The sequence below is a fragment of the Chitinophagales bacterium genome, from assembly GCA_019694975.1.
Taxonomy (GTDB): domain Bacteria; phylum Bacteroidota; class Bacteroidia; order Chitinophagales; family UBA10324; genus JACCZZ01.
In genome coordinates, this window is sequence record JAIBAY010000008.1 from 87,380 (window position 1) to 112,202 (window position 24,823).

The 24,823-nt window shown below is 43.8% G+C and carries 17 protein-coding genes; 9 read left to right on the forward strand and 8 right to left on the reverse strand.

All coding sequences use genetic code 11. From position 1 onward, the window contains the following. Positions 1 to 17: 17 nt before the first annotated feature. Together pdxA and K1X61_13870 are read right to left on the reverse strand one after the other, a co-directional pair. The gene (pdxA, locus tag K1X61_13865; GenBank protein ID MBX7109734.1) at positions 18 to 1,079 is read right to left on the reverse strand and encodes a 4-hydroxythreonine-4-phosphate dehydrogenase PdxA; all 1,062 of its coding nucleotides are present in this window, start codon (positions 1,077 to 1,079) and stop codon (positions 18 to 20) included. Next, positions 1,072 to 2,511, reverse strand: a complete 1,440-nt coding sequence (locus tag K1X61_13870; GenBank protein MBX7109735.1) for a leucyl aminopeptidase — start codon at positions 2,509 to 2,511, stop codon at positions 1,072 to 1,074. The genes pdxA and K1X61_13870 overlap by 8 nt, the downstream gene beginning before the upstream one ends. Positions 2,512 to 2,603: 92 nt before the next feature. Between K1X61_13870 and rsmA the strand changes: the two genes are divergently transcribed. The 7 genes from rsmA (at position 2,604) to K1X61_13905 (ending at position 14,102) form a co-directional block, all read left to right on the forward strand. After that, complete coding sequence (gene rsmA, locus K1X61_13875) at positions 2,604 to 3,377, forward strand: 16S rRNA (adenine(1518)-N(6)/adenine(1519)-N(6))-dimethyltransferase RsmA (protein MBX7109736.1); 774 nt, start codon at positions 2,604 to 2,606, stop codon at positions 3,375 to 3,377. A 72-nt stretch (positions 3,378 to 3,449) separates the two neighbouring features. Continuing rightward, positions 3,450 to 4,385, forward strand: a complete 936-nt coding sequence (locus K1X61_13880) for a hydroxyacid dehydrogenase (GenBank protein ID MBX7109737.1) — start codon at positions 3,450 to 3,452, stop codon at positions 4,383 to 4,385. Positions 4,386 to 4,521: 136 nt separating this feature from the next. Next, complete coding sequence (locus K1X61_13885) at positions 4,522 to 8,229, forward strand: TonB-dependent receptor (GenBank protein ID MBX7109738.1); 3,708 nt, start codon at positions 4,522 to 4,524, stop codon at positions 8,227 to 8,229. 34 nt (positions 8,230 to 8,263) lie between these two features. Next, on the forward strand, positions 8,264 to 12,049 hold the full coding sequence (locus K1X61_13890) for a hypothetical protein (GenBank protein MBX7109739.1): 3,786 nt from the start codon (positions 8,264 to 8,266) through the stop codon (positions 12,047 to 12,049). Between the two features lie 18 nt (positions 12,050 to 12,067). Next, the gene (locus tag K1X61_13895) at positions 12,068 to 13,129 is read left to right on the forward strand and encodes a PorV/PorQ family protein (GenBank protein ID MBX7109740.1); all 1,062 of its coding nucleotides are present in this window, start codon (positions 12,068 to 12,070) and stop codon (positions 13,127 to 13,129) included. Positions 13,130 to 13,215: 86 nt separating this feature from the next. After that, positions 13,216 to 13,689 carry a transcription elongation factor GreA gene (gene greA / locus K1X61_13900; GenBank protein ID MBX7109741.1) on the forward strand — a complete coding sequence of 158 codons (474 nt, stop codon included), beginning with the start codon at positions 13,216 to 13,218 and terminating at the stop codon, positions 13,687 to 13,689. A gap of 14 nt (positions 13,690 to 13,703) precedes the next feature. Further along, positions 13,704 to 14,102: an HIT family protein gene (locus K1X61_13905; GenBank protein ID MBX7109742.1), complete on the forward strand. Its 399-nt coding sequence runs from the start codon at positions 13,704 to 13,706 to the stop codon at positions 14,100 to 14,102. A gap of 17 nt (positions 14,103 to 14,119) precedes the next feature. On the opposite strand, the gene K1X61_13910 is transcribed toward K1X61_13905, so the two are convergent. Together K1X61_13910 and K1X61_13915 are read right to left on the reverse strand one after the other, a co-directional pair. After that, positions 14,120 to 14,503 carry a VOC family protein gene (locus K1X61_13910; protein MBX7109743.1) on the reverse strand — a complete coding sequence of 128 codons (384 nt, stop codon included), beginning with the start codon at positions 14,501 to 14,503 and terminating at the stop codon, positions 14,120 to 14,122. A 229-nt stretch (positions 14,504 to 14,732) separates the two neighbouring features. Then, a complete protein-coding gene (locus K1X61_13915; protein ID MBX7109744.1) occupies positions 14,733 to 16,487 on the reverse strand; it encodes a S8 family peptidase in 1,755 nt (584 codons plus the stop codon). Positions 16,488 to 16,960: 473 nt separating this feature from the next. Between K1X61_13915 and K1X61_13920 the strand changes: the two genes are divergently transcribed. Continuing rightward, positions 16,961 to 20,134 carry a gliding motility-associated C-terminal domain-containing protein gene (locus K1X61_13920; GenBank protein ID MBX7109745.1) on the forward strand — a complete coding sequence of 1,058 codons (3,174 nt, stop codon included), beginning with the start codon at positions 16,961 to 16,963 and terminating at the stop codon, positions 20,132 to 20,134. Positions 20,135 to 20,339: 205 nt separating this feature from the next. Then, entirely contained in the window at positions 20,340 to 21,737 is a 1,398-nt protein-coding gene (locus K1X61_13925; protein ID MBX7109746.1) for a hypothetical protein, read from the forward strand. 47 nt (positions 21,738 to 21,784) lie between these two features. Here the strand turns inward: K1X61_13925 and K1X61_13930 are convergent, their stop codons facing one another. The 4 genes from K1X61_13930 to K1X61_13945 all read right to left on the reverse strand — a co-directional run bounded on the left by K1X61_13930 (position 21,785) and on the right by K1X61_13945 (position 24,822). Then, positions 21,785 to 22,135, reverse strand: coding sequence for a hypothetical protein (locus tag K1X61_13930; GenBank protein ID MBX7109747.1), 351 nt, complete (start codon positions 22,133 to 22,135; stop codon positions 21,785 to 21,787). Then, positions 22,132 to 22,560 (reverse strand): hypothetical protein, encoded by a 429-nt coding sequence (locus K1X61_13935; GenBank protein MBX7109748.1) that lies wholly within the window; start codon positions 22,558 to 22,560, stop codon positions 22,132 to 22,134. Before K1X61_13935 ends, K1X61_13930 begins: the two co-directional genes overlap by 4 nt. A gap of 2 nt (positions 22,561 to 22,562) precedes the next feature. After that, positions 22,563 to 22,784 (reverse strand): YtxH domain-containing protein, encoded by a 222-nt coding sequence (locus tag K1X61_13940; protein ID MBX7109749.1) that lies wholly within the window; start codon positions 22,782 to 22,784, stop codon positions 22,563 to 22,565. Positions 22,785 to 22,938: 154 nt separating this feature from the next. Continuing rightward, positions 22,939 to 24,822, reverse strand: coding sequence for a M1 family metallopeptidase (locus K1X61_13945; GenBank protein MBX7109750.1), 1,884 nt, complete (start codon positions 24,820 to 24,822; stop codon positions 22,939 to 22,941). Between the last annotated feature and the right edge of the window lies 1 nt (position 24,823).

A 24,823-nucleotide genomic window follows, 5' to 3' on the forward strand; every position in this document is an offset into this window, starting at 1 on the left:
ATCCCTATATAGCACCGCTAATTCACTTCCTTATTTAATTCCATCTTCTTCAATGGATTGGAAGTAAGTTCAGTGTAACGGTCTCTTTTTCTGAGAATATCAAGGGCAAGGAAAACAGCTTCCCGAAAAGAATCCTCTAAGGCAATATTTTTACCTGCAATATCGAATCCTGTACCGTGATCGGGTGAGGTTCTTACAAAAGGAAGGCCTGCTGTATAGTTTACGCCACTTTCAAAACTAAGTGCTTTAAATGGTATTAATCCCTGATCATGGTACATGGCCAGTATGGCATCAAACTTTGTAAAGTTGCCGGCGCCAAAAAAACCATCGGCGGGGTAGGGACCCATAGCAAAAATATTTCTGCTTTTCGCTTCTGCAATGGCAGGTTTTATCTCCGTGGTCTCTTCTGTTCCAATCAAACCGTCATCACCTGCATGTGGATTCAATGCGAGCACTGCGATTTTGGGCTTTTCGATTCCAAAGTCTTTTACCAGCGATTGCTTTAGCAAAATCAGCTTTTTCAAAATCGTTTCCCGTTTAATTTGTGACGGTACTTCCGTTATCGGAAGATGTTCAGTTACAAGCCCCACCCTTAAATTGCCACCGCATAACAGCATCAGATGATCATCCACACCGGCTTGTGCTGCCAGATAGCCGGTATGCCCTTTAAACGGAAAAGCATCACTGTGCATGATGTGCTTATTGACCGGAGTGGTAACAAGTGCATCAATCCGCCCGGATTTCAGATCAGCTACTGCAGCCTGCAGCGATTCTATAGCATATTTGCCACCTGCCTCAGTTTTCTGACCTAACTGAACCGGCACATCTTCTTCCCAGCAATTGATAATGTTAAATGTATTCCATTGAATCTTGTCTATGCTGCGGGATTGCGCAAAATTAAACTGACCGAGGTTTAACATCTTGCGATGAAAGGAAATAATTTTTGAAGAACCATACAGTATCGGTGTACACCTTTCCATCATTCTTGGGTCCATAAATGTCTTGATGATAACCTCGGGGCCAATACCATTAATATCGCCCTGGCTGATGCCGATAAGGTATCGCTTTCCTTCACTCATGTGTTGATCGTTTTTGAAGATAATTAAACAGTAACCGCATCCCGAAACCGGAACCGTTTTTTCCTTTATAGCCCATAGAAGAACTGAAATAAGCTACGCCAGCGATATCAAGGTGAATCCATGGGTAATCAGTAAATTTTTCGAGGAATTTGCCTGCAGTGATAGCACCTGCCATTACGCCGCCAACATTTTTTATATCGGCAATATCGCTTTTCAGCATTTCACCATATTCATCCCACAATGGAAACTCAATCAAACGTTCATATACTTCGAATCCTGATTCCTCCAGTTCCTGCTTAATGCTTCCGGCAGCAGTACCCATGTATGCAATCGCATAGTCGCCGACTGCACGATGCGCCGCTCCAGTCAGTGTTGCAGCATCAATCACCAGCTCGGGTTTGTATTGCCGTGCAAAACTGAGTGCATCTGCGAGTATCATCCTGCCTTCTGCATCTGAATTCAGCATCTCTACCTTCATGCCATTGTGCATGGAGATGACATCACCCGGCGCAAAAGCATTGAACCCCGGGCGATTATCCGTAGCCGGTATCAAGCCGATAATATGCAATGGCAGTTTTGACTTTGCCACACAATACATAGTACCAAGCATGGTGGCAGCGCCTGCCATATCACACTTCATATAATCCATTGAGTTGGCCGTCGGTTTCAGGCTCAGACCTCCCGTATCATAAACCACACCTTTACCTACCAGCACGATTGGTTTCTTGTTCACTGCATTCCTGGGATTATATTCCATGATGGTGAATGTAGGCGGATCTACACTTCCCAGGTTCACCGCAAGCAAGCCGCCCATTTTTAATGCGGTGATTTTTGCCTTGTTAAAAATTTCTGTTTTAAATCCGGCTGATTTTCCAGTCCTCGCAATGGCATTGGCAAGGCCTGTTGCATTCAGGTAGTTAGCGGGCATATTCACAAGGTCCCGGACAAGATAGATGCCTTCAATAACAGTTTGCAGCAAATCAGTTTCTGCTTTAGTTATATCATTGCCCGTAAGGTTAATTTTGTGCAATGCATGTTTTTCCTTTTCCGCCTCTTTCTTGTAGTGAAGAAACTGATAGCTTCCCATGGCCATGCCTTCTGCAAACGGAAGTGATGCCTTTTGCAGTTCACTTACGTTTATTACAGTAACCTCGCTCAATTTATGTTTGTGTATAGTGGAAAGCAACTTGTAACCGGCTTTCCGCAGGCTCTCTGTGGTTCGTGACAGCGTATCTTTTTTTTCGGCAATTACTGCCATCATTATTCCGGCCGGCGTGGGAATAATGATTTGGCTGATGTCTTTCTTAAGCTGGCTTTTTATCACGTCCACTATTTCACGGGACCTGTTTATGTTGTTCCAATCCGTGTTTTTATCAGCAATAAATATGAGGTTATCATTCTTACCGGTCTTGTTGATGAGCGAAATCTGCATGTGTAGTTATTAATAATGAAATAAGGTAAAGTTCGCAAAACTAAACAAATTGACGTTGCTTTGCACGGGGTAAAAAAGCCAGTAATAGCAGGATGCTGCAGGCAAAGAAATCGCTGGGACAACATTTTCTTACGGATGAAAATATTGCACGCAAAATTGTTGATGCTTTCTATGAGATAAATGCACCTGATACTATTTTGGAAGTAGGTCCCGGACAAGGGGCATTGACAAAATATCTTTTAACCGATAAGCCATGCAATTATTTTGGAGTGGAACTCGACCAGCGGATGATTCCGTTACTGATCAGCGCCTTTCCGGCGCTGGAAGAACGGATCTTTAATGAAGATATACTAACCTTCGATTTTTCTAAAACGGGTTCCAGCCAGTTGACTATTATTGGTAACTTTCCCTATAATATTTCCTCACAGATTTTATTTAAAGTGTATGATCACAAGGAAACGGTGCAGCATGTTGTGGGAATGTTTCAAAAGGAAGTGGCAAAAAGAATTGTTGCCGGCTATGGTAACAAAGAATATGGTATCCTGAGTGTGCTGTTGCAGGCTTTTTACGATGTTACTTATTTGTTTGATGTCAGCGCCGGGTGTTTTTCGCCGCCTCCGAAAATAACCTCAGGCGTGATCAGGTTGGTGAGGAAGGAACAGCAACCATTGTTGCACGATGAGGAAAAATTCAGGCAATTGGTCAAATCCGGTTTCGGGCAAAGAAGAAAAACACTGCGCAACAGCCTACGGCATATGATCAATCATGTGACCTTCCTGCATGATCCTGTCTTTGATAAAAGAGCTGAACAGTTATCAGTCGGGAGTTGGATCGAATTATCCAACCGCGTTGCAACGCCTGCCTGATCTTTTTCATCTGCTTATTTATGATCCGGTTAAACTAAAGCCTGTCTGGCGGTAAGGGGAAGAATAAACACAATGCAAAACAGTAAAGTGCTGATAACGGAAAATGTGCATGAATTACTGTTGCGGGGACTTGCAGCAATGGGCTATCAATGCACCTACGAACCGGGAATTTCAGCAGATACCGTGCAGCAGATTATTCATTCATATAGTGGGTTGATCGTGGCAACCCGTATTGCGGTCAATAAGCCAATCATACAAGCAGCAAAGCGGCTGCGGTTTATTGCAAGAGCGGGTTCTGGCATGGAGAATATCGATACGGAATCGGCTGCTTTGCAAGGGATCAGCTGCATCAATTCACCGGAAGGGAATGCAAATGCTGTAGGGGAACATGCCGTAGGAATGCTGCTGGCCTTTTATCACAATATTGTAAAAGCTGATGCGGAAATGCGGCAGGCGAAATGGCTGGTAGAGGATAACAGGGTACATGAACTGGAAGGACGTACAGTTGGTATTATCGGTTATGGAAATACCGGTAAGTCATTCGCCAGAAAGCTTGCACCGTTTAATATGCGGGTGATTGCTTTTGACAAATACCTTTTGGAATATAGTGATCTATATGCGCAGGCTGTTGATATGCAACAGCTTTTTGAAGAAGCAGATATTATCAGCCTTCATGTTCCGCTTACGCCTGAAACACAAAGGCTGGCAGACGATTATTTTTTTCAACAATGCCGGAAGCCGATTTTTTTTATGAATACATCCCGCGGTAAAGTGGTAGATCACCGGTCATTATTGCGGTTTATTCAGCAGGAGCAGATATCGGGCGCCGCACTTGATGTTTATGAGAATGAGCAGTTTGAAACGCACAGTGAAGAGGAGCGGCAAACCTTCAATGCACTGATCGCAACCAACAAAGTGATTATGACTCCGCATGTTGCTGGCAAGAGTTATGAGTCGAAAAGAAAAATTGCGGAGGTGTTGTTGACCAAAATAAAATCGATTAGTTAATGTCATGGAATTGTAGCAAATCGCGCGGGGGATATCATGCTCAAGAAATCATTGCACTTTTGTTTCTGTTTTTGATTTAAAAACTATATTTGTCGAATTGACTCCGAGAACCAAACTTTAATTTGAATCTTACGGCATGAAAAAAATCTACGCGCTCGTCGTATCAGGCTTACTTTTTTGCACCGGTAGCTATGCTCAGACTGGTGAACTGCAAGGGAAAGTATTTGACCAGGTATCTAAAGAAGGGATTCCATTTGCCAATATCGTTCTTGAAATGAACGGCTCACAAAAGGGTTTTGGGGAAACGGATGATAATGGACGATATACCATTAAGCCGGTGAATCCGGGTACTTATGATATTAAAATCTCCTATCTTGGATATCGGCCCAAAGTGGTTACAGGCGTAATTGTAAATTCCGACAGGATCACTTTCCAGGATATCCCAATGGAGTCGAGCGTGGAAACATTGCCTGATATTGTTGTTTCAACACAAAAGCTTGTAGAGCCTGATAAAACAACCACCGGCAGCACGATCACTAAGGATGAAATTGCAAACATTGCAACCCGCGATACGCGAAACTATGCTTCACTCACTGCCGGCGTTTTTCAAAGAGATGATGAGGATGCGCTCAACATCGGCGGTGCTCGGGACTATTCCACCAAATACTATATCGATGGAATTGCCGTGCGCAGTGGTGGTTCGGTATCATTACCTGCCAGTGCCATTGAGCAGCTCACTGTGTTAACAGGTGGTATTCCTGCACGTTATGGCGATGCAACAGGCGGTATTATTAACATTACAACCAGAGGTCCTTCCGAACGGTATGCAGGCGGTGTGGAACTGGTGACATCAGAATTCCTTGATGGCTATGGGTATGACCTGGTGAATTTTAATTTATCGGGACCCTTATTTGTTGCCAACAAGGGTACCGATTCATCCAATGCCAAAATCGGTTTCTTTATAACCGGTGAATATGAACATAATAAGGATTCTGATCCTTCTGCAGTTGGAATGTATAAGGTAAAAGACGATGTGCTCGCTGACTTGCAGGCTAACCCGCTTACTCCTTCTCCTACATCGTCAGGCTATGTGCCTTCAGCCTCATTTCTCAATGCTGATGATATTGAAGAAATCAAATACAAACAAAATGTTGCGGATAACAACTACCGTTTTTCCGGCAAACTGGATTTTCAGCTGAGCAAGTTTGTTACGTTAACGGTTGGTGGTGATTTCAACGTGTCGAACTATTACAGCTTTAACCTTAACCGTTCATTGATTAATGCAACGGAAGGTAATACTTACTTCAACGATAACACTTACAGGGGATATGTCCGCTTCACGCAACGCTTTGCCTCAGGCGGATACGGCGAGAAAAAGAGTGCTTCGGTTTTTCAGAATGCTTATTATTCTATTCAGGCAGATTACAGTAAATTTTATCGCAAATACCAGGATAAGTCACTTGGATTTGATCCGTTTGCTTACGGCTATGTTGGTAAGTTTGAAACATTCCGCCAGCCAATTTATAGTTATGGCCAGGATTCTGTTTCCGGGCTTACCGGTTGGTTGCTTGCAGGCTACCAGGATACGCTCGTTACCTTTCAACCGGGAACCCAGCAACCTTTACTGAGTAATTACACTTCACAGTATTATGACCTGGTTGGCAATAATCCGGATGGCAATTACAACAGCTTGTTCGATATTCTTAATGGCGGCGGTCTGCTGAATGGTATACTTCCTACCAGCACGCTGACTGTTTATTCGATGTTCCTGAATACAGGTTACCCTGTGGGTGGTTACGGTCTCAGAGATAATGATCAGTTACGATTATCACTGAATGCTTCAGTAGATATCATCAATGTGAAGAAAGGGGACAAGGGCCGCCATGCACTTGAATTTGGATTTGAATATGAGCAACGGGTTGACAGAAACTATTCCGTATCACCGCTTGGTTTATGGAGTCTGGCCCGTCAGTTGACCAATCAGCATATCGCAACCCTCGATACGAAGAACCCCTTGCCTGTATATGATGACTTCGGTGTTTTTCTTGATACTATAAATTATAACCGCTTGTTTGTTGCTGATGAACAGGCATTTTTTGACAAGTCGCTGCGTGAAGCACTGGGATTGAATGTTTCAGGTCTTGATTATGTTGACATCGATGCACTGGATCCCAGTACGCTTAATCTTGGCATGTTCAGCCCTGATGAATTGCTGAATAATGGTAATTATCTCGTTTACACGGCAGGTTACGATTATCTTGGCAATAAACTGAAGAGTCAGCCAAGCTATGATGATTTCTTTAATCAGAAAGATGAGAATGGTAACTATGCCAGGCTATCTCCCGCATTCCGGCCAATCTATTCGTCTGCCTATATACAGGATAAGTTCAACTTCCGTGATCTTATTTTCAATATCGGGTTAAGGGTTGACCGCTTTGATGCCAATCAAAAGGTATTGAAGGATAAATATTCGCTTTATCCGATACGTTCTGCGGCAGAGGTTTCTGAATTCGGCGCTCATCCGGCTTCGATCGGCAGTGATTACGCTGTTTATGTGAATGACCTTGCCAATCCGTCTCAGATAGTTGGTTACCGTGACGGAGATACTTGGTATAATGCTGAGGGTACCGAAGTCAGCGATCCCGGATCAATCGCCAAGGCTTCAACAACAGGTGGAATCACACCTTACCTCGTTAGTACAGATGTAGATAACCTTTCATTGACTGCTGAGTCATTTGAGGATTACACCCCGCAGTTTACGGTAATGCCGCGTATCGCATTTTCTTTCCCTATTTCTGATGAAGCATTGTTTTTCGCGCATTATGATGTGTTGTCACAGCGTCCGCAAGGTGGCACCGGTTCAACCCCTTCCGGTAATGCGCTTATTGCTACGCCATTGCAATATTATTTTCTGCAGCAGCTCAATACAGACAATGTAATGGCTAATCCTGCTTTGAAGCCTGAAAAAACGATTGATTACCAGGTGGGATTCAAGCAAGCTTTGGGTGCTATTTCTGCCATTACCATTTCAGGTACTTATCGCGAATTGAAAGACATGATACAAGTGCAGAAAGTAGCTTATGCTTATCCTGTTGAATACAGAACTTTTGGCAACTCAGATTTCGGCACCGTTAAATCGCTGCAGGTTACTTATGAGCTGCGCCGTATTAAAAATGTAAAACTTGATGCAAACTACACGCTGCAATTTGCAGATGGTACCGGCTCTGATATCACATCAGGCCTTAACCTGGTAGGATCCGGTCAGCCCAATCTTCGTACACTGATTCCTTTCAGCTACGATCAGCGTCACGCCTTTACCGCTTCTATTGATTACCGTTATGGAGAAGGAAGAAGTTATAACGGGCCCGTAGTTGGTAAAAACAGCACGGCCATCCTTTCCAATACAGGGCTTAACCTTATTTTCCGTGCCGGCTCAGGAACTCCTTATACCCGCCAGGCTACGCCTACACCTGATGCATTGTTTGGTGTGCAAACAAACTCTTCCTTATTAGGAAGTGTGAACGGGTCACGTTTACCATGGTCAATTAAACTGGATGCAAAAATCGACAAGGATTTCAAACTCGGCAAAGAAGATAAAACATACTATGTAAATGTTTATCTCCTGGTACAGAACCTGTTGAATACTGCGAATATTGTTTCTGTTTATGGATATACCGGCAATCCTGATGATGATGGTTACATTGATTCTGCAACTGGTCAGCAAGCCGTTCAGACACAGATTGATCCTGCCAGTTTTACTTACCTGTACGGACTGAAGATTAATAACCCGGGCAATTACAGTCAGCCGCGCAGGATTCACTTAGGTGTACAATTCAATTTCTAATAAAGACTTTTCAAGACAATAAACCATGATACCAATGAAGAAATTATGGATTCTGGCTACAGCAGCACTGTTATTTTATAACAGTTTTGTATCGGCCCGGGAAATTGCCGGTCTTAATCCCGGCAAACTGGGATCGTCACAAAAGCTTGCTGCTGATTGCGTTCCGGCATCTTCCTCTGTTGATCTGAACATCAACAACATCAGGGCACGGCTTCAAAACGGCGGTGATATGTGGTGGGATCTGAATAATGATGCTAAATATGAAGTGCCCAAGAGCCTTGAAGGAGCACCCGAAAATGCCAGTTCTCTTTTTGCCGGCGCCATCTGGATTGGCGGCATTGATGAAACAGGACAATTGAAAGTGGCAGCGCAGACTTACCGGCAGACGGGTAATGATTTCTTTCCCGGACCGCTTGATGATCTGGCAGCTATTGATGCTGCAACCTGTAAAGCATGGGACAGGCACTATCAGGTGTATGGCGAAGAAATTGATTCCGTTATCTCAATGTTTGAAAAGTATGGCAGTAATATTCCGTTTAACCTTATTCCTCAAAATATAGTTAACTGGCCCGGAAACGGAAACCCTAACAATGCGCTCGTAGGTAACAGGAATATGGCTCCGTTTCAGGATGTTGATGCCAATGGTTATTATGATCCAACCGGTGGTGATTATCCGATTATTGATGATGCTCCGATTTGCGGAAAGGACAAGGTTACCTACGCCGATCAAATGATATGGTGGGTGTATAATGACAAAGGGAATATACACTCTGAAACCGGTGCAACAGCGATCGGTATGGAAGTGCAGGCACTTGCTTTTGCATTCAAAACAAATGATGAAGTGAACGATATGACATTCTATAAATATCGTTTGCTTAATAAGGCTACCTCACCGATTGACAGCGTTTTTATGGGGCAGTGGATTGATCCTGATCTTGGATGCGCTTTCGATGACTATATTGGCTGCGACCTCGAAACCGGTATGGGTATCGTATATAATTCAAGTGCTGTTGACGGTGGTTCAGGTTGTGTTCTGGACTATGGAAATCAACCGCCATTTCTCGGTGTTGACTACTTCCAGGGACCATTGGATGAAAATGGAGTTGAACTGGGACTTTCATCCTTCCTTTATTATAACAATGATTTCAGCCAGATAGGCAATCCTGAAAATGCCAGTGATTATTATGGCTACCTGTCAGGTACGTGGAAGGATGGAACACCATTTACGGATGGCGGCAATGCTTATGGCGGATCCGTTCCTACCAAATATGTGTTTCCTGGTGATCCCACTGATGCTGCTGCATGGTCTGAATGTTCACAGAATGATCAGGCCGCTGACCGCCGGATTATTCAAGCTTCAGGCCCATTCCGGCTTGAACCAGGCGCCAAGAATGATATTGTAGTAGGTATTGTGTGGGTGCAGCCACCGATTGGTACCTATCCTTGCCCGTCATTTAAGTTATTGAAGCAGGCCGATGAAAAGGCACAGGCGTTGTTTGATGCATGTTTTCGTCTGACGGATGGTCCGCCTGCACCGGATATCACCATAACAGAGTTGGATAAAGAGCTGATTCTTTCTCTCGGCGGTACTAAAGAGATAGAATCTTTCAAAGAGGTTGATTCGAGAATCGTGGCACTGGGTACACCTGATTCATTTTTCACCTACCAGGGTTACCAGATTTACCAATTGGTAGATGGTAATGTGAGTGCACAGGATTATGATGATCCGGCGAAATCGAGGTTGATCTTCCAGTGTGATGTAAAGGATAATATTTCTAAGATTGTCAATATCGTATATGATCCATCGCTTGATGTAGGTAATCCAAACAATGCGAATGTTCCTACTTTAAAAGTAGATGGTACCAACCAGGGCATTCAGCATACTTTCCAGATCCTGAATGATGCATTTGCCACCGGTGATAAAAGGCTGATTAACCATAAGACCTATTATTTCAGTATGGTTTCCTATGCACATAATTATTACCAGGTTTCTGATACTGTTTTTGATGAGGAAGGCAATGTGGTTAACATATCTACTATTGAGCAGTTACAACCCTACCTCGCAGGCAGAAAAAACATTAAGATATATTCTGCCATACCGCATATCACCACACCTGAAGAAGGCGGTCTAGTATTGAACTCAGCTTATGGTGACGGACCGCAGCTGCAGCGCCAGGAAGGTACAGGTAATGGCATTTTCCTCACAGATCTGACTTCAGAAAGTGTAATTGATATCCTGAACAGTCCTACTAACCAGATATTTCATCAGCTTTATGTAGGCGGAGCAGGACCGGTACAGGTGAAAGTTTATAATCCCAAGGTGGTGCCTTCTGCTGATTTTGAATTAACCATGATTGATACAGCAGGAACTACCGGTATTCTCAACGGTACTTCCACAAAATGGGTATTGAAAAACCTTACCACAGGGGAAATAGTACCGAGCGACTTTACCATTGATGCTGAGAATGAACAACTGATACCGGACTGGGGGCTTTCCGTTTTTGTAAGAACAGCCAGGAATCCCGGCGGACCTGTGGCAACACAACTGGAAAATAACAATGGATTGATATCCGCTACCATCACTTACGAGGATCCTCAGGCGACATGGCTGGGCGGATTACCAGATCAGGAAGGAGATGGTGTTGGTAATTGGATCAGGTCAGGTACATATGCACCCGATGCCAGCCCTTTCGGGGATTACCTCGGACGCGATGATGGCGAGTTTTATGAAAAAATGATCGACCGTACATGGACAGCATATGGCATGGCAACCGATGAGAAAACGATAGGTCCGGCCTGGACAGATGCTTCCCACTATTCTACATTGAATCAACTGGATAGTCTGGTGAGTGTTGACATTGTATTTACCAGTGACAAGTCAAAATGGTCGCAGTGTGTTGTTGTGGAACTGCAGCCCGATGAACAACTGAGCCAGGGTGATGCGGCTAAGTTTGATATGCGTGATGCTCCTTCCGTAGACAAAGATGGCAATACGATTAGCGGGGAGAAAGGCAGGTCCTGGTTCCCTGGTTATGCCATCAATCCGGAAACAGGGGAACGTCTTAATATCTTCTTTGGAGAAGATTCATGGTTGCTTGGGCAAAATGGCGGCGATATGTTATGGAATCCAACATCAGATATTTCTTCACCAACATTTAATGAAGCCTGGGTTGGTGGGAAGCACTATATTTATGTGACCAGAAGCAAGTATGACAGCTGCAAATCATTTCAGCAATATCTTATTTCTGGTACCAGCCTTGACAAACGTAATGTGTATAAAAAGGTTTGCTGGGTTTCCATACCATTGCTGAATCCCGGATTCAAGTTAAATAGTCTTGCAGACGGGCTTATTCCAACCACAACCACTTTGAAATTCAGGGTAACTAAACCTTACAAAGTTTATGATACTGACGATGTGCAGAATGCCGGCATGCCCCGGTATACTTTTAATACCAATAACATTGCTGCAAAAATCGGTGATCAGGCAACTGCCGTGAATGCGCTGGATACAATAGGCATTGTGCCGAATCCGTATTATGCATATTCAACTTATGAGCAGAGCCAGATTGATAACAGAGTGAAGATTACCAACCTGCCACAAAAATGTACCATCTCTATTTTCGGGCTTGACGGTACACTGATCAGAAAGGTTAACCGCGATGATGCCTCCGTCACTTCATATGACTGGGACTTGAAGAATGATGCGGGAATACCGATTGCCAGCGGACTTTACATTATTCACATCAACGCGCCAGGAATTGGTGAGCGGACACTGAAATGGTTTGGCGTATTGAGACCTACAGATTTGGATTCGTACTAAAAAATTAAACGGGAAGAAATGAATAAACCTCTAAAGCTTATTTTGATTTTATGGATGGCGGCATTCTCTGCTATGGCCGGAAATAAAGATCGTCAGGGTGAAGCCGGTGCATCAGAGTTACTGATTAATCCCTGGGCAAGAAGTTCCGGATGGGACGGATTGAATACAGCCTGCGTACATGGCATCGAAGCCCTTAACCTCAATGTTGCGGGATTGGCTTTTACCAAAAAAACGGAACTTGTTTTTTCTCATACTAACTGGCTGGGTGGAACAGGTATCTCCTTTAATACGCTGGGATTTTCACAAAGTCTTGGTAAAAGCGGAGGGGTGCTTGGATTAAGCATCATGTCAATTGATTTTGGTGAGATTCCCATCACTACTACCAGTTCACCGGAAGGAGGTCTTGGCGATTTCAGTCCACAGTTTTTTAATGGAGCACTTGCTTATTCGAAAGTCTTTTCCAATAGTATCTATGGAGGTTTCGCTTTGCGTGTTATATCCGAATCGCTGGCGGACGTAGGGGCAATCGGTGTGGCTTTTGATGCAGGAATTCAATATGTGACCGGCCCGCAATCTGACCCCACTAAAGTAAAATTCGGCATTGCTTTACGTAACGTTGGTGCACCGATGAAATTCGGAGGAGACGGACTTACCTTCAGAGGTGAATCTCCGGGAGGAAATTATTCGATGACCCTGGAACAGCGGTCGAAGGGGTATGAACTGCCATCTTTGTTGAACATCGGGGGCTCTTACGATTTTAAATTCGGTGCTACCGGTAAGCCTAATCATCGTCTGACCGTAGCTGCCAACTTCACTTCCCATTCATTTACACAAGATCAGTTTGGTGGTGGCCTGGAATATGCTTTCAAGGAAATGATCATGATCCGTGGCGGTTATAACTATCAGGGTGGTCTTTCTGATCCTGATAAGCGGGTTACCGCACTGACTGGTTTTTCAGGCGGCCTTACCTTTGAAATGCCAGTGAGCAGTAATGGCGCCGCGATTGGTATTGATTATTCCTACAGAACAAGTAATCCGTTCGATGGCACACACGCTATCGGTATAAGGATGAATTTGTAATTTTGTCTTTGTTAAAAATAACGGAAACGCTTCTTGGCAAAGGAAGCGTTTCTTTTTTCTTTTACCATTACACGAAAACTAATACAATGGCTGAAACAACCTATTTAACGGCAGAAGGATTGGAGAAGTTAAAAAAGGAACTGGTTCACATGCGAACCAAGGGGCGCGCCGAAATCGCACGGCAGATACAGGAAGCAAGAGAGAAAGGCGATCTTTCGGAAAACGCGGAATATGATGCAGCTAAAGATGCGCAAGGTATGCTGGAGATGAAGATCTCCAAACTGGAAGAGGCATTATCCAATGCCAGGATTATGGATACATCGAAACTTGATACCTCCAAAGTCATGGTGCTATCCAAGGTGAAGGTGAAAAATCTTCAGACGAAACAAACCTGCTCCTATATGCTGGTTTCAGAGAAGGAAGCAGACTTTAAAACCGGAAAAATTTCTGTTTCGTCACCGATCGGCAAAGGATTCCTCGGAAGATGCGTGGGAGACGTGGCAGAAATAGATGTGCCTTCAGGGAAACTGAAATTCGAAATTATGGAGATCTCACTTTAACCGGAACATAACCGATGCCCAGCATATTCACCCGCATCATCAATCGTGAAATACCGGCATATATCGTTGCGGAAGATGATAAATTTATTGCCTTTCTCGATGTTTTCCCATTAGCAGTAGGACATGTGCTGGTGGTACCCAAAAATGAAACAGATTACCTCTTTGATCTGGATGATGATCAACTGTCAGGCATTATGTTATTTGCCAAAATGGTGGCTGGTGCACTTCGTAAATCAGTTACATGCAAACGGGTTGGGGTGGCAGTCATCGGCCTGGAAGTACCACATGCACATATTCATCTTGTTCCGTTGCAGCAGATAGATGATATCAATTTCAGCCGGCCAAAGCTAAAATCAGAAGAAGCAAAACTTGCTGAAACAGCAGCAGCCATTCGCTCCAACATGCCGCAATAAAACCACTGCCTGCTAAATTATTTTTGCGAATGCAGTGCAATGGCATTTCCTTCTGTGTCCAGTAAGAATGCCATGTAACCAATTTCCGGCGTTATTTGCGTCTTGGGCATAATAATTTTCCCTCCCGAAGATTCAACCTTCCCCAATGCCAAAGCTAGGTCAGGATTGCCATTCAGGTATATTTTGACGCCATCAGTACTTGGTTTGTGCATACTGCTTTTCACCAATGCTCCGGAAGCTTTTCCATTACCTGGTTCAGCAGGGAAATAGGCCATCTCCATTTCCATAATAGTTTCTACAGGCATTTCTATGCCAAAGATGGTTTCATAGAATTTTTTGGCTCTCGCCATATCATCAACTGCAATTTCAAACCAGTTGAGACTATTTTCTTTTGAAGTCATTTTTTATTGATTTTAATATTAAGCGTGAATCGAATGTAATGGCAAATTAAGAAGATTTTAAACTGATTGTGCTTTCAATACATTACTCCGTTATTCAACCTTCAGGCAGATGGCGACAGGAGCAATCGATTGTTTCACGTTGATTCTGCAACCGGATCTGCAACTTGCTGTATTAAAATGTAAATGTCAATTTTTGCAGGTCAATCTGATCAACGCGGCAGAACGTTACCTAAAACCGGATGATCTTACCTGAGGAAACAGATGCCCCTGCCTGTATATGGTAAACATAAATTCCAGGTGCTATCGATGAGAGTTGAAAAAAAGCTGAACCGCCCGTGAAGAAGCGATCTGTGACTTTCTGACCTTGAACGCTAAATAACTGGAAGGTCGCTGAATTTGCATTGCCGTAAATTTTGATTGTCAGGTTATCTCCTGTGACAGATTGAAATACTTTAATGCAGGCATTCTGCTGTTCCACAGCTGTCAATGAAGTGGCAAGCAGCGATTTTTGAACAGCCGCCAGGGCATCAATAATTCCAAAGCCAAAGGTGTTATTCGGAACAGCAGTAGCTGCATCACCGGCACAGCCATCAAACGTGGTAAGTGGTTTGGCGGTTTGCCGTAAAATATTTTCTATCTGATCAACTTCACCTGCAAGCGCCGGGTTAGCGGAAATCATTAAAGCTACAGTACCGGCTACATGGGGTCCCGCCATACTTGTTCCGCTGAAGAATGCGTACTGATTATCCGGTATGCATGACAAAACATCTACGCCCGGAGCGGCAACATCAGGCTTTAAAAATGCATTGCCATTATTAAAGGCATTGCCCCTGCTGCTGAATTCGGCAGCATTCAACAAAAAATCAACAGCGCCTGTAGTGAAACTGTTTTCGAACAGGGCAGGAGGAAACATAATCGTATTGCAGCCCGGACCATCATTGCCTGCTGAAGCGACCACCACTATGCCAGATGATTTGACATTGTTTACCACTTCTTCCATCAATGAAAAATTGTTTGCATCACAACCTTCTTCAACCGAACAATACCATGAATTATTAATGACATGCGGAGCTTTTGTTACATCAGGATTAAGGCCTGCAAGATCCGTAGGCGCCATGAACCATTCAAAGCTTTCAAGGTATCCTGAAAGGTTCCCCCAGCCTCTTTCCATATTCCTTTCACCAATCCATTTTGCTTTAGGGGCCACACCTATTTTCAGGACACCGTCTTCTCCGGCCATCGTGCCCATGGTATGTGTTCCATGGCCATAATCATCGCATGGCTCTGTCAAATTGATCCCGCACGGATTATCTCCATAGTTGTGGATGTCAACGGCATGAATAGCATCATGCCAGTTGTAATTGTGATCCACAGTTACGCCATCCCAGCCGCGATACTGATTCTTAATAGCCGGATGTTCCCAGTCATAGCCGGTATCTTCTCCGCCAATAACAGCACCTTCACCCTCGTAACCCAAAGCCCAGACTTCAGGTGCATGTATACTGTCAATACCCCATGGAATCACGAGATCGCGTTCTGTTCTTGGATTGCCCGGTAACGGCTGGGCAATATGTAAGGAGGCATTAGAAAGAACAGACTTCACATCAGGTCTTGCAGCAAGTTGCCAGACTAGTGATGCCTTGCCGCGCACAAGCATTGCGTTCACGATCCAGAATGGATGATAGTATATGCCTTCGGCATCCAATTCTTTTTGTAATGATTTTTGCGAAGTGGCAGCCATATCACTTAGCGATTGGTAAACAAACATTGCTTTTGATTCTTTCCCATGAATATCACCCACGGCGCTGATATCAGCATGTTGATTCATTACGACAATAAACTCCAATGAATCGTTGAGAGGAAGTAAGGAGGCTATTGAAGGGCTGATTTTTGATGCGGCGTCACCAATATTTTGCCCGATAGTTTCCTGCAGATTGCAGCAATTGACAATCAGTGCCAGCAGTATTATTTGTTTTCTTATCATGTCCTCAAAATTAGCAAAGTCTTACAGCTATTTAGTAATCGGTTTTGCAAAATAGACATCCGGATGTGAGATGTCAGGGCAATGATGATGAGAGCTTATTTTTATGTACCGGAGCATCGTAAACCATTTGTCAACACATTTGACAAGCGGCCACAACCATAGATTCATTATTTGATACTAGACGATAGCAGCTTTTTAGAAACCGGCAAGACAATAAGTCAAAATGCACTTTAGCGGCGCAACTGATCAGCATACAGTTAAAATGCTATCTGACAAGACTTACTGAGGCATTCGGCAAAGGCTACTAAATGTACATTGTAGATTATCTTGCCTGTCTGCTTTTTGTGATAATACTATAGCAATGTTGATTATCCGCGCTGTTAGCTATTGTCAAAATGAATAAAATAGTTAGATTTACTAAATTAAGTGGCAGCTACTTATCTTTAATGCTGTTTTTAACCGTCGGTTTGCCTATGGTGAAAAGAGTTACATACCTTCTATTACTTATTTCATTTTGTTCGCTGCATCATATCAATGCCCAGCAGACAATCCCGTTATATTTCGAAGATTTCAACAGTGGTTCGGCAGCCTTCACGCTCAATAGCGCATCAGGCCTGGGCAGTAATAGCGGAACCAATGAATGGATCATAAACAATGCTTTCAGCGGCAACGGACTTTATCCAGATACGCCGGATGAAACGCAAACGGTAAGCGGAACCATTACCGGTGCACCTTACAGCAATTACCTCCATATCAACGACTTTAACAATACGGCAACTGCAGCCAATGGTAATTATGATCCTGCGGCGGCATCTGACCGGATGGCTGTGATGAGTTCGGGGTTCTGCACACTTAGTTTAACAGATGTCACTTTCACATTTTTTTATTTGTGTGAAGGAAATGCCACTGACTACGGACAACTTTACTACAGTCTTGATGGTGGCGCCACATGGATACAAACAGGCCAGCCGCAATACAATAATACTTCGCTCTGGAAATATGAATCGGTAACTGATCCTGCTTTTAATAACCAGGTCGATATCAGGTTTGCTTTCCGATGGATAAACAATTCAGGGGTCACTGCATCAGTTTCGTTTTGCGTGGATGATATCAAAGCGGTCGGCACATACGATGACGTTAATAATCCTGTTACCATAGATATAACCAGTGTGAGCCCAAATCCGGTTTGCCAGGGCGGTGTGCTGATTATCTTCTTTGAATTGTCGCAGCCAATGTGCGATGGCACTTATGAAGTGGAGATGTCGAATGGTTCCGGAAATTTCTCCAATCCATCTGTGCTTGGTGTCTTCACCATTTACGCAGGACAAACAAGTGGTGGTGTAGGCGTTTACATTCCGACTACTGCACCACCTGCAGGTTGTTATGAAGTAAGGATTAACCGGGTTTCTCCGCCACCGGAGATAACCGGCACTGCCAGTATTTGCTTTGAAATTGAAGATTGCCCGAATGTAATCACTACGCTTCAGCCACCGGTAACATACGGGCCAGATACATTGTGCACACACAGTGTGATTGATGTGCCTTTTTACTCTACCGGTGTCTTTAATGCCAGCAATCAATACATCGCTGAGTTATCGGATGCGAGTGGCAGCTTTGCAGCACCGCAATTGCTGGGATCATCGCCGGATCCCAACACCTATGATCCTGCTTTGGGTTCACCACCAGGCAGTGTATCAGGCCTCGTTCCAACTACGGCCCCCGGGTGCAACTATTATGTGAGAGTAAGATCTACGAATCCAGTTGCAGTGGGGTCGGTGTGGGGTCCGTTTTGTATTCACAATTGTGATGTTACCACGAATAACATGCAGGATATTGCTGTATGTATCACTGATAATGTCGGTGTTGATACTGTTCTGAATATTGACATAAATACCTGGCCACCCGGCGCTACCTACGGGCCAACCAATCAATTCCAGGTGCAGATATTAAACTCTTCTACTTATGCCATTCTGAATACAGGCACTTTAGGTTCTATCAATGCCACTTCCAGCACCACGCTTACACTTTCTATTCCGGGATTGCTCAGCCTTGTTCCGATACTCGGCCCGCCAGGTTATGGATTGTATTATATGCGTATCGTTGCAACGGATGTGAACCCGAGCAGTCAGAACTATGGATCCCTTGTTCACCTGCAGATTGGATATGAAGATACCATTCCACCCATATTGACGGCAGATGATACGCTAATATGCGCCGGTGATTACCTCACGTTGCTGTTTTCACCTTATCACTTTGGTTCGCAATATGAATGGCATTCGCCTAACCTGAACAATGGTGTTCCGTTCTTTTGGCCGGGTTCAGGAATTATCATCGGATTTCCCAATAATTTTCCGCCAGGCACTTATTGGTTTACCGTAAGGGAATATAATAATGGGTGTTATGGCCCGTGGGCTGATACTGTATACGTAACCCTGATTACCACGCCGGCAACTGGCATTGTGGGGCCATTTAGTGTATGCGAAGGAGATACCATCAATTATCATGTAACTTTTTACGCCGGTACCTATTATGACTGGGCTTCTTCATGGGGAACTATTATAGACACATCGAACAGTGAGATTACCGTAGTGTTTGATTCTTCCGGTACGGCAACTGTTTCTGTTTTCGCATTGAATGAATGCGGGCAAGCGAATGGAACCAAAACGATTACAGTGCATCCGCTGCCGGATATCACTGCACCTCCTGATACGGCAGTCTGTCCGGGTGCGCTTGTTTTTCTGAATGCAAGCAGTTCTGCAACGAATGTAAACTGGTCAATCAGCGGGGGAGGAGGCGCTGTTCCCAACCCGACAACAGTAATAGCCGCAGATACGAATGCTGTATACATTGTTACAGCAACCACTACCTTTAACTGTGATAAGTCTGATACCACATTAATAGATGTATTCCCTCCGGTGCTGGCTGGTGCAACAACGAATGATATTACATGCAACCAGGCTGACGACGGGTTGGCAATAGCAATCGCCGATAGCGGATTGGCTCCCTATCAGTATCACTGGAATTCAACGCCACCGCAAACAACAGATACAGCGTCAGGGTTGCCGCCGGGAACCTTTACATTGATTGTAACGGATGCCAACGGCTGCGTTGACAGCACGTTTGTGACTATCCATGAACCGCCCGCCATTGCCTTGGAGATAAACACTACACCTGAATCATTTTATCAATCACACGATGGTACTGCTACTGCGGTTGCTTATGGCGGCACTGAACCATACAGCTATACCTGGAATACCGATCCTCCTCAATCATCTGACACCGCTAAGGGATTAAGTTCCGGGTGGTATATAGTGGAAGTAACCGATGCGAACGGATGTAAAACAATTGATTCCGTATTTGTTGAATCGGCTCCTAATACATTGGGTATTCCCAATGCATTTACCCCTAATGGTGACGGGTTAAACGATGTGTTCCAGGTGCATAACCTCAACATCGCAACCTTTAGTTGTAAAATATTTAACAGGTGGGGGCAGATGATTTTTTACACCAGTGACCTTAATGAAGGCTGGAACGGCGAATTCAAAGGTGTTCCGGAAGAGACGGGAACCTATGTCTATTTTATAACTGCCACCTTCCTTGATGGCACTTCGGAAACAAGAAGGGGAAATGTCACACTGATAAGATAGCCTTCAGCCAATCCGATGCAACCTCAAGGTTTTTTTATCCGAACACGCTTTTGTTTGGCCTGTACGAAGCAATGAACCTCAATGCTCAATTATCAGCATTGCATTCTTTTGCACTACGATAGCCTGCATTTTACGGAAGATGACGACAACAGCATAACGCGGTATTAAAAGTGGAAGTGCTATATTGCCTTCCAGATTTCGATCCATGGATCTTACGCATCGCAAGCGGTTGCTGTTTATCAGCGTTATATTCTTTCTCCTCTATCTGACTGGTGCCATGTATTTTTATAAGGAGCGCATCTTCCTGGATGGCGCTTATTATTTTTATCATGTTGTTCAATCGCAGCATTTTCATGTAGAGCATCAGCGGTTCATACTTATACCTTCCCAATTGCTTGCCTGGGCGGGTGTGCAGGTGCATGCGCCGCTGCAATGGGTAATGATGCTGAATTCTATAAATCCTGTAGCATACTTTATACTGATTTTTATTATTTGTTTTTACGTATTGCAAGATGAATCAGCAGGATGGACACTGTTGTTTTTAGGTGTTTGCGGCGTGTATTTCCTGTATTTTGTTCCGATGTATGAGGTTTGGTATGGCGCCTTATTGCTTGTGCTTTTTTCATCAATGATGCAGCGCCAATACTATCAGCGCCCTTATCAACTTGCCTTACTGGTGTTCGTGGTCTTGACGCTGTTATTTTCCTATCCGCTGATGGTTATTGGATTTGCATTTTTCAGCATCTATCATTTTTTGGATATAAAAAGGGTGCCTGTCAGGGTAATGGCATTGTTTATCGTGGTAGTTGCCGGATGGCTGACCTGGAAGACTTTGTTTATTTCAGATTATGAAAACGGAAAAATCAGCTACCCTTTTTCCAGAATTGGTATTACGCTACAGGAGAATTTCACGCCTTTAAGCAATATCATATCACTGCTTATTTTTCTTTTCTCTGTTTATACGGAGGCAATTATAATGATGTTGCTCGTTGTAGTGTTTCTTCTGATAAGGAAAGCTTACACTAAAGCATTGCTGATCGTTGTCTTCGTCTTCGGATATATTCTGATGATCAATATCACACACAATTTCCCGTGGCGACATTCCAACTATTTTGAGCGGATGTACCTGCTGCTGATTCCGCTATCTGTTCTGCCATTCTTTCGTGAAATTTATCTTACATCACGGTATAAAAGGCCGTTGGAAATTTTGTTTGTACTGATCATATTTTACAGGGGCGTACTGATTGTTTTGCATGCAAAGGAATACAGCAACCGCATAAAAGACGTGGAGGAATTTGTTGCAAGTGCACAAGCACAAGGAAGTTCCAAATTTTATGTGGAAGGAGCAACGTATCCGGATAACCCGGCATTAAATGAATGGAGCTTTCCCATGGAGACTATTCTCTTTTCTTCACTGGCACCGGGAGCTCATACGGTAACTATTTCATTAAAAAGTGATCTTGACGCCCCCGAAATAGACACGCTGCTGAATGAAAGAAGCTTTCACCTTCGCCTGAATGAAGTGTTTAATGATGATTGGCTGAATCAGCGGTATTTTCATCTCGCCGATGGAAATTATATGCCTTTGCCAAAAAACAGATAGGTACTCTAAAGGCTGGCTTATATAACACTATGACAAGCGCCGGGCTTTCATCTCTTTTCTACAACCTTGCGGATGATCCTGAGCAGTACAAAAATTAAAACACCTTGCAATAGATTGCCGCCTTTACCTGCTATCAGTTTAACGGCTTGTGACTGACTGCCTGCTGCAAAGTTTCCAATCTTGCCGCTTATCCACTTAGCGCCATTGTAAATCATACCATTTGTTTTATCATCAAAGGGCAGTATTGTTTTAAAAATTACTTCGGGATAATTTTTTTTCAGTTGTGCAAGCCCTTGCTCCACCCTCACCTTTTTTACCTCACATACAGCTTTTAGCCGTTGTTGTTCCGATAGCAGGGTAGCAAGATCCACGACATTTATTTTTTTATGCAAACTCATGTGTTACCGGATTCGCCGTTTTTATTGGAGAGGTCTGCTGCTTCGATTGAACTTTCAGGTTGATTTGCTTCCCTTTCTTCTTCAAACAATGCTTTAATTATCTTATCTGTCATGGGTTTTTCTAAAATGCTCTCCCGCTTTAATATCAATAGAATGAGCAATAGAATAAACAATCCGCCAACGATGGAAAAACCAATGGCATTGGAATCAAAGAGATCTGCCAGCAGGAAACCTGACATGAGTCCGACAAACACCACGGTGAAGCAGGCTAACAGCGCGATAATCAGGAAGGACAGGATGATAGCTGTTACTTTCGCTATCTTTCCAAAAGTCTGTAACCTTGCAAGTTGCCAGCGTGCTTCAAGGTATTCTTTGCCTGCATCATGTAGCTGCCGGATGAATGATTTTTCTTCCTCTTCCTGCATGATTAAGCTTTATGCAACAGGTCATTAAACTGGGTTTTCAGTTCTTCCACCAGTTGTTTTCCTTTTTCCAGTTCTGTTTCCAGTTCATCTTTTACTTTACCTGCAGCGTCCTTCAAATCCTTTACCAGTTCTTCTTTGTTGTCCGTTGCAAGATAGTATCCCACTGCAGCTCCTGCAGCTGCTCCTACCAGCAGTGCCAGGAAAAACTTTGAATTGCTTTTCATGTTTCAATGAATTTTTATAAACTCAAAGTTAGTATAACTCGCTCATACCTGACGTGATAAATGTCAGTTTCATGGCGATAAGCTATGAGCATGGCAAGACGGTAAGAGAAAGAAGCTGTCGACATTCACACAGTAGCAATTGAAAATGACGACGTTAATATGGTGCATTCCTGCCGTTGATCTTCCAGTCAAGGATTTCATCTACGCTTCCGGTTGCAATAGAATGATAATTCTGCCTGGATTTACGGTAAATGGTAAGGGCCATTGGCTTTGTTTCTTCTGATTGCATCATAGCTTCGTACAAAGGCATCAGGAATTTTCTCCGGCCTACCGACATCAGGAAGGATTCCATGGCAGCATAGGCCGGTGTATATTGACTGCTTATTGCACGCTCGAACCATTCAACTGCTATTTCACTATTACCGGTTGAGGTGAATTTAAAAGTTGCATCAAGTTCGGTCATCTGATCAGCAGATAACTTTTTGGGCAGACCCTGCAGGAAGTATATCCATTGCTGTGCAACCCAATTTTTTGTGTCAAGTAAATGAACCGGTGTTCCGCTGTTGTATTGCCTTATCACATCATTTACAATTTGAAAACGGGATGATTCAACAGCCGAACAACTATCCGGAATGCCGGGGCCGTATATCCATTTACTATAATCAAATCCTTCAAACAGTGCAGTATCTTTATTAATTAACTCCTTCTCAAGATAACGGGTGAACTTTTCAGTAGTCATGCTTTGAAAGGCATAGGTTGAAAAATAAGATTTCAGGAATGCATCAAACTTCTCACGGCCCGCTTTCGTCTCAAGGCATCTTAGTAACAAAGCCCCTTTCTCATAGGCGATCGCATTCATTGCATCACCGGGATCGCGATTGCGAAGGTCTAGTTTCAGCCAGGTATCCCTGCTATTGTCGCCAAAATCAGCCAGTGCATCCTGCAGGTCTTTTATGCCCAACAGCCACTGCATATCTGAAAAATCTTTGCCATAAAGTTCTTCATCAATACGGCGTTCAAAATAATCTGTAAATCCTTCATTCAGCCAGAAGTCATCCCAGGTTGCATTTGTTACGAGATTCCCGCTCCAGCTATGGGCGAGTTCATGGCAGATCAAACTAACCAGTGACCTGTCGCCTGCGATAACCGTTGGAGTCGCGAAAGTAAGCCTGGGATTTTCCATGCCGCCAAATGGAAAGCTGGGAGGCAACACGATTACATCATAGCGATTCCATTGGTAGGGGCCATATAATCTTTCGGCAGCAGCCACCATTTCAGGAATATCTGCAAATTCCCAGGCGGCCTTATCCAGCATGGATGGTTCTGCATACACGCCAGTGTTTTCACTGAGTGAATGGAAACGAATGTCGCCGACAGCCAGCGCCATCAGGTAGGATGGTATAGGCTGCGTCATACTGAAATGGTACCGCCCTTTATCATTTATTACCTGAGGATTTGATGCACTCATGACAGCCAATAAATACGAAGGTACTTTTACATCTGCCTCATAGGTGAAACGTATGCCGGGACCATCCTGACACGGAATCCAGCTGCGCGCGAGAATTGCTTCAGATTGTGTAAATAAAAAAGGAAATTGTTTATCGGCAGTCTGCTGAGGAGAAAGCCATTGTAATGCAGCAGCGTTCGGAGAAGTGGAATAATAAATATTGACCGTTGTAGTGGCTGGTTTAATCTTTACATGAAGTGCTTTTCCAAGGTATTCCGTGTTCGGTCCCCAGGTAAACGTTGTCGGCTTATCTTCATCACCAAGTGTTACTTTACGGATGGATAGATCCCTGGTATCAAAAATTATCTCATTTGCGACTGAAGTGGCCTGTATGGTCCATGTTGCTTTACCTGAAATTATTTTTTTCTGAAAATTGACAGTAACCTGCAGCGCCAGGTGTTTAACCACTGCAACGGAAGGCTGTGCAGCTGAATGTGCATCATTTACCTGCGCCAGCGCACTGGCATTCAATAAAGCTATTCCGCTATAGAACAGCAGGCATATTTTTCTAAGATCAGGTTTTATCGTCACG

Bases quoted from the DNA above. Each gene is read 5' to 3' on its own strand.
- pdxA (MBX7109734.1), bottom strand. From the start codon at position 1,079: ATGAGTGAAGGAAAGCGATACCTTATCGGCATCAGCCAGGGCGATATT.
- K1X61_13870 (MBX7109735.1), bottom strand. From the start codon at position 2,511: ATGCAGATTTCGCTCATCAACAAGACCGGTAAGAATGATAACCTCATA.
- rsmA (MBX7109736.1), top strand. From the start codon at position 2,604: ATGCTGCAGGCAAAGAAATCGCTGGGACAACATTTTCTTACGGATGAA.
- K1X61_13880 (MBX7109737.1), top strand. From the start codon at position 3,450: ATGCAAAACAGTAAAGTGCTGATAACGGAAAATGTGCATGAATTACTG.
- K1X61_13885 (MBX7109738.1), top strand. From the start codon at position 4,522: ATGAAAAAAATCTACGCGCTCGTCGTATCAGGCTTACTTTTTTGCACC.
- K1X61_13890 (MBX7109739.1), top strand. From the start codon at position 8,264: ATGAAGAAATTATGGATTCTGGCTACAGCAGCACTGTTATTTTATAAC.
- K1X61_13895 (MBX7109740.1), top strand. From the start codon at position 12,068: ATGAATAAACCTCTAAAGCTTATTTTGATTTTATGGATGGCGGCATTC.
- greA (MBX7109741.1), top strand. From the start codon at position 13,216: ATGGCTGAAACAACCTATTTAACGGCAGAAGGATTGGAGAAGTTAAAA.
- K1X61_13905 (MBX7109742.1), top strand. From the start codon at position 13,704: ATGCCCAGCATATTCACCCGCATCATCAATCGTGAAATACCGGCATAT.
- K1X61_13910 (MBX7109743.1), bottom strand. From the start codon at position 14,503: ATGACTTCAAAAGAAAATAGTCTCAACTGGTTTGAAATTGCAGTTGAT.
- K1X61_13915 (MBX7109744.1), bottom strand. From the start codon at position 16,487: ATGATAAGAAAACAAATAATACTGCTGGCACTGATTGTCAATTGCTGC.
- K1X61_13920 (MBX7109745.1), top strand. From the start codon at position 16,961: ATGGTGAAAAGAGTTACATACCTTCTATTACTTATTTCATTTTGTTCG.
- K1X61_13925 (MBX7109746.1), top strand. From the start codon at position 20,340: ATGGATCTTACGCATCGCAAGCGGTTGCTGTTTATCAGCGTTATATTC.
- K1X61_13930 (MBX7109747.1), bottom strand. From the start codon at position 22,135: ATGAGTTTGCATAAAAAAATAAATGTCGTGGATCTTGCTACCCTGCTA.
- K1X61_13935 (MBX7109748.1), bottom strand. From the start codon at position 22,560: ATGCAGGAAGAGGAAGAAAAATCATTCATCCGGCAGCTACATGATGCA.
- K1X61_13940 (MBX7109749.1), bottom strand. From the start codon at position 22,784: ATGAAAAGCAATTCAAAGTTTTTCCTGGCACTGCTGGTAGGAGCAGCT.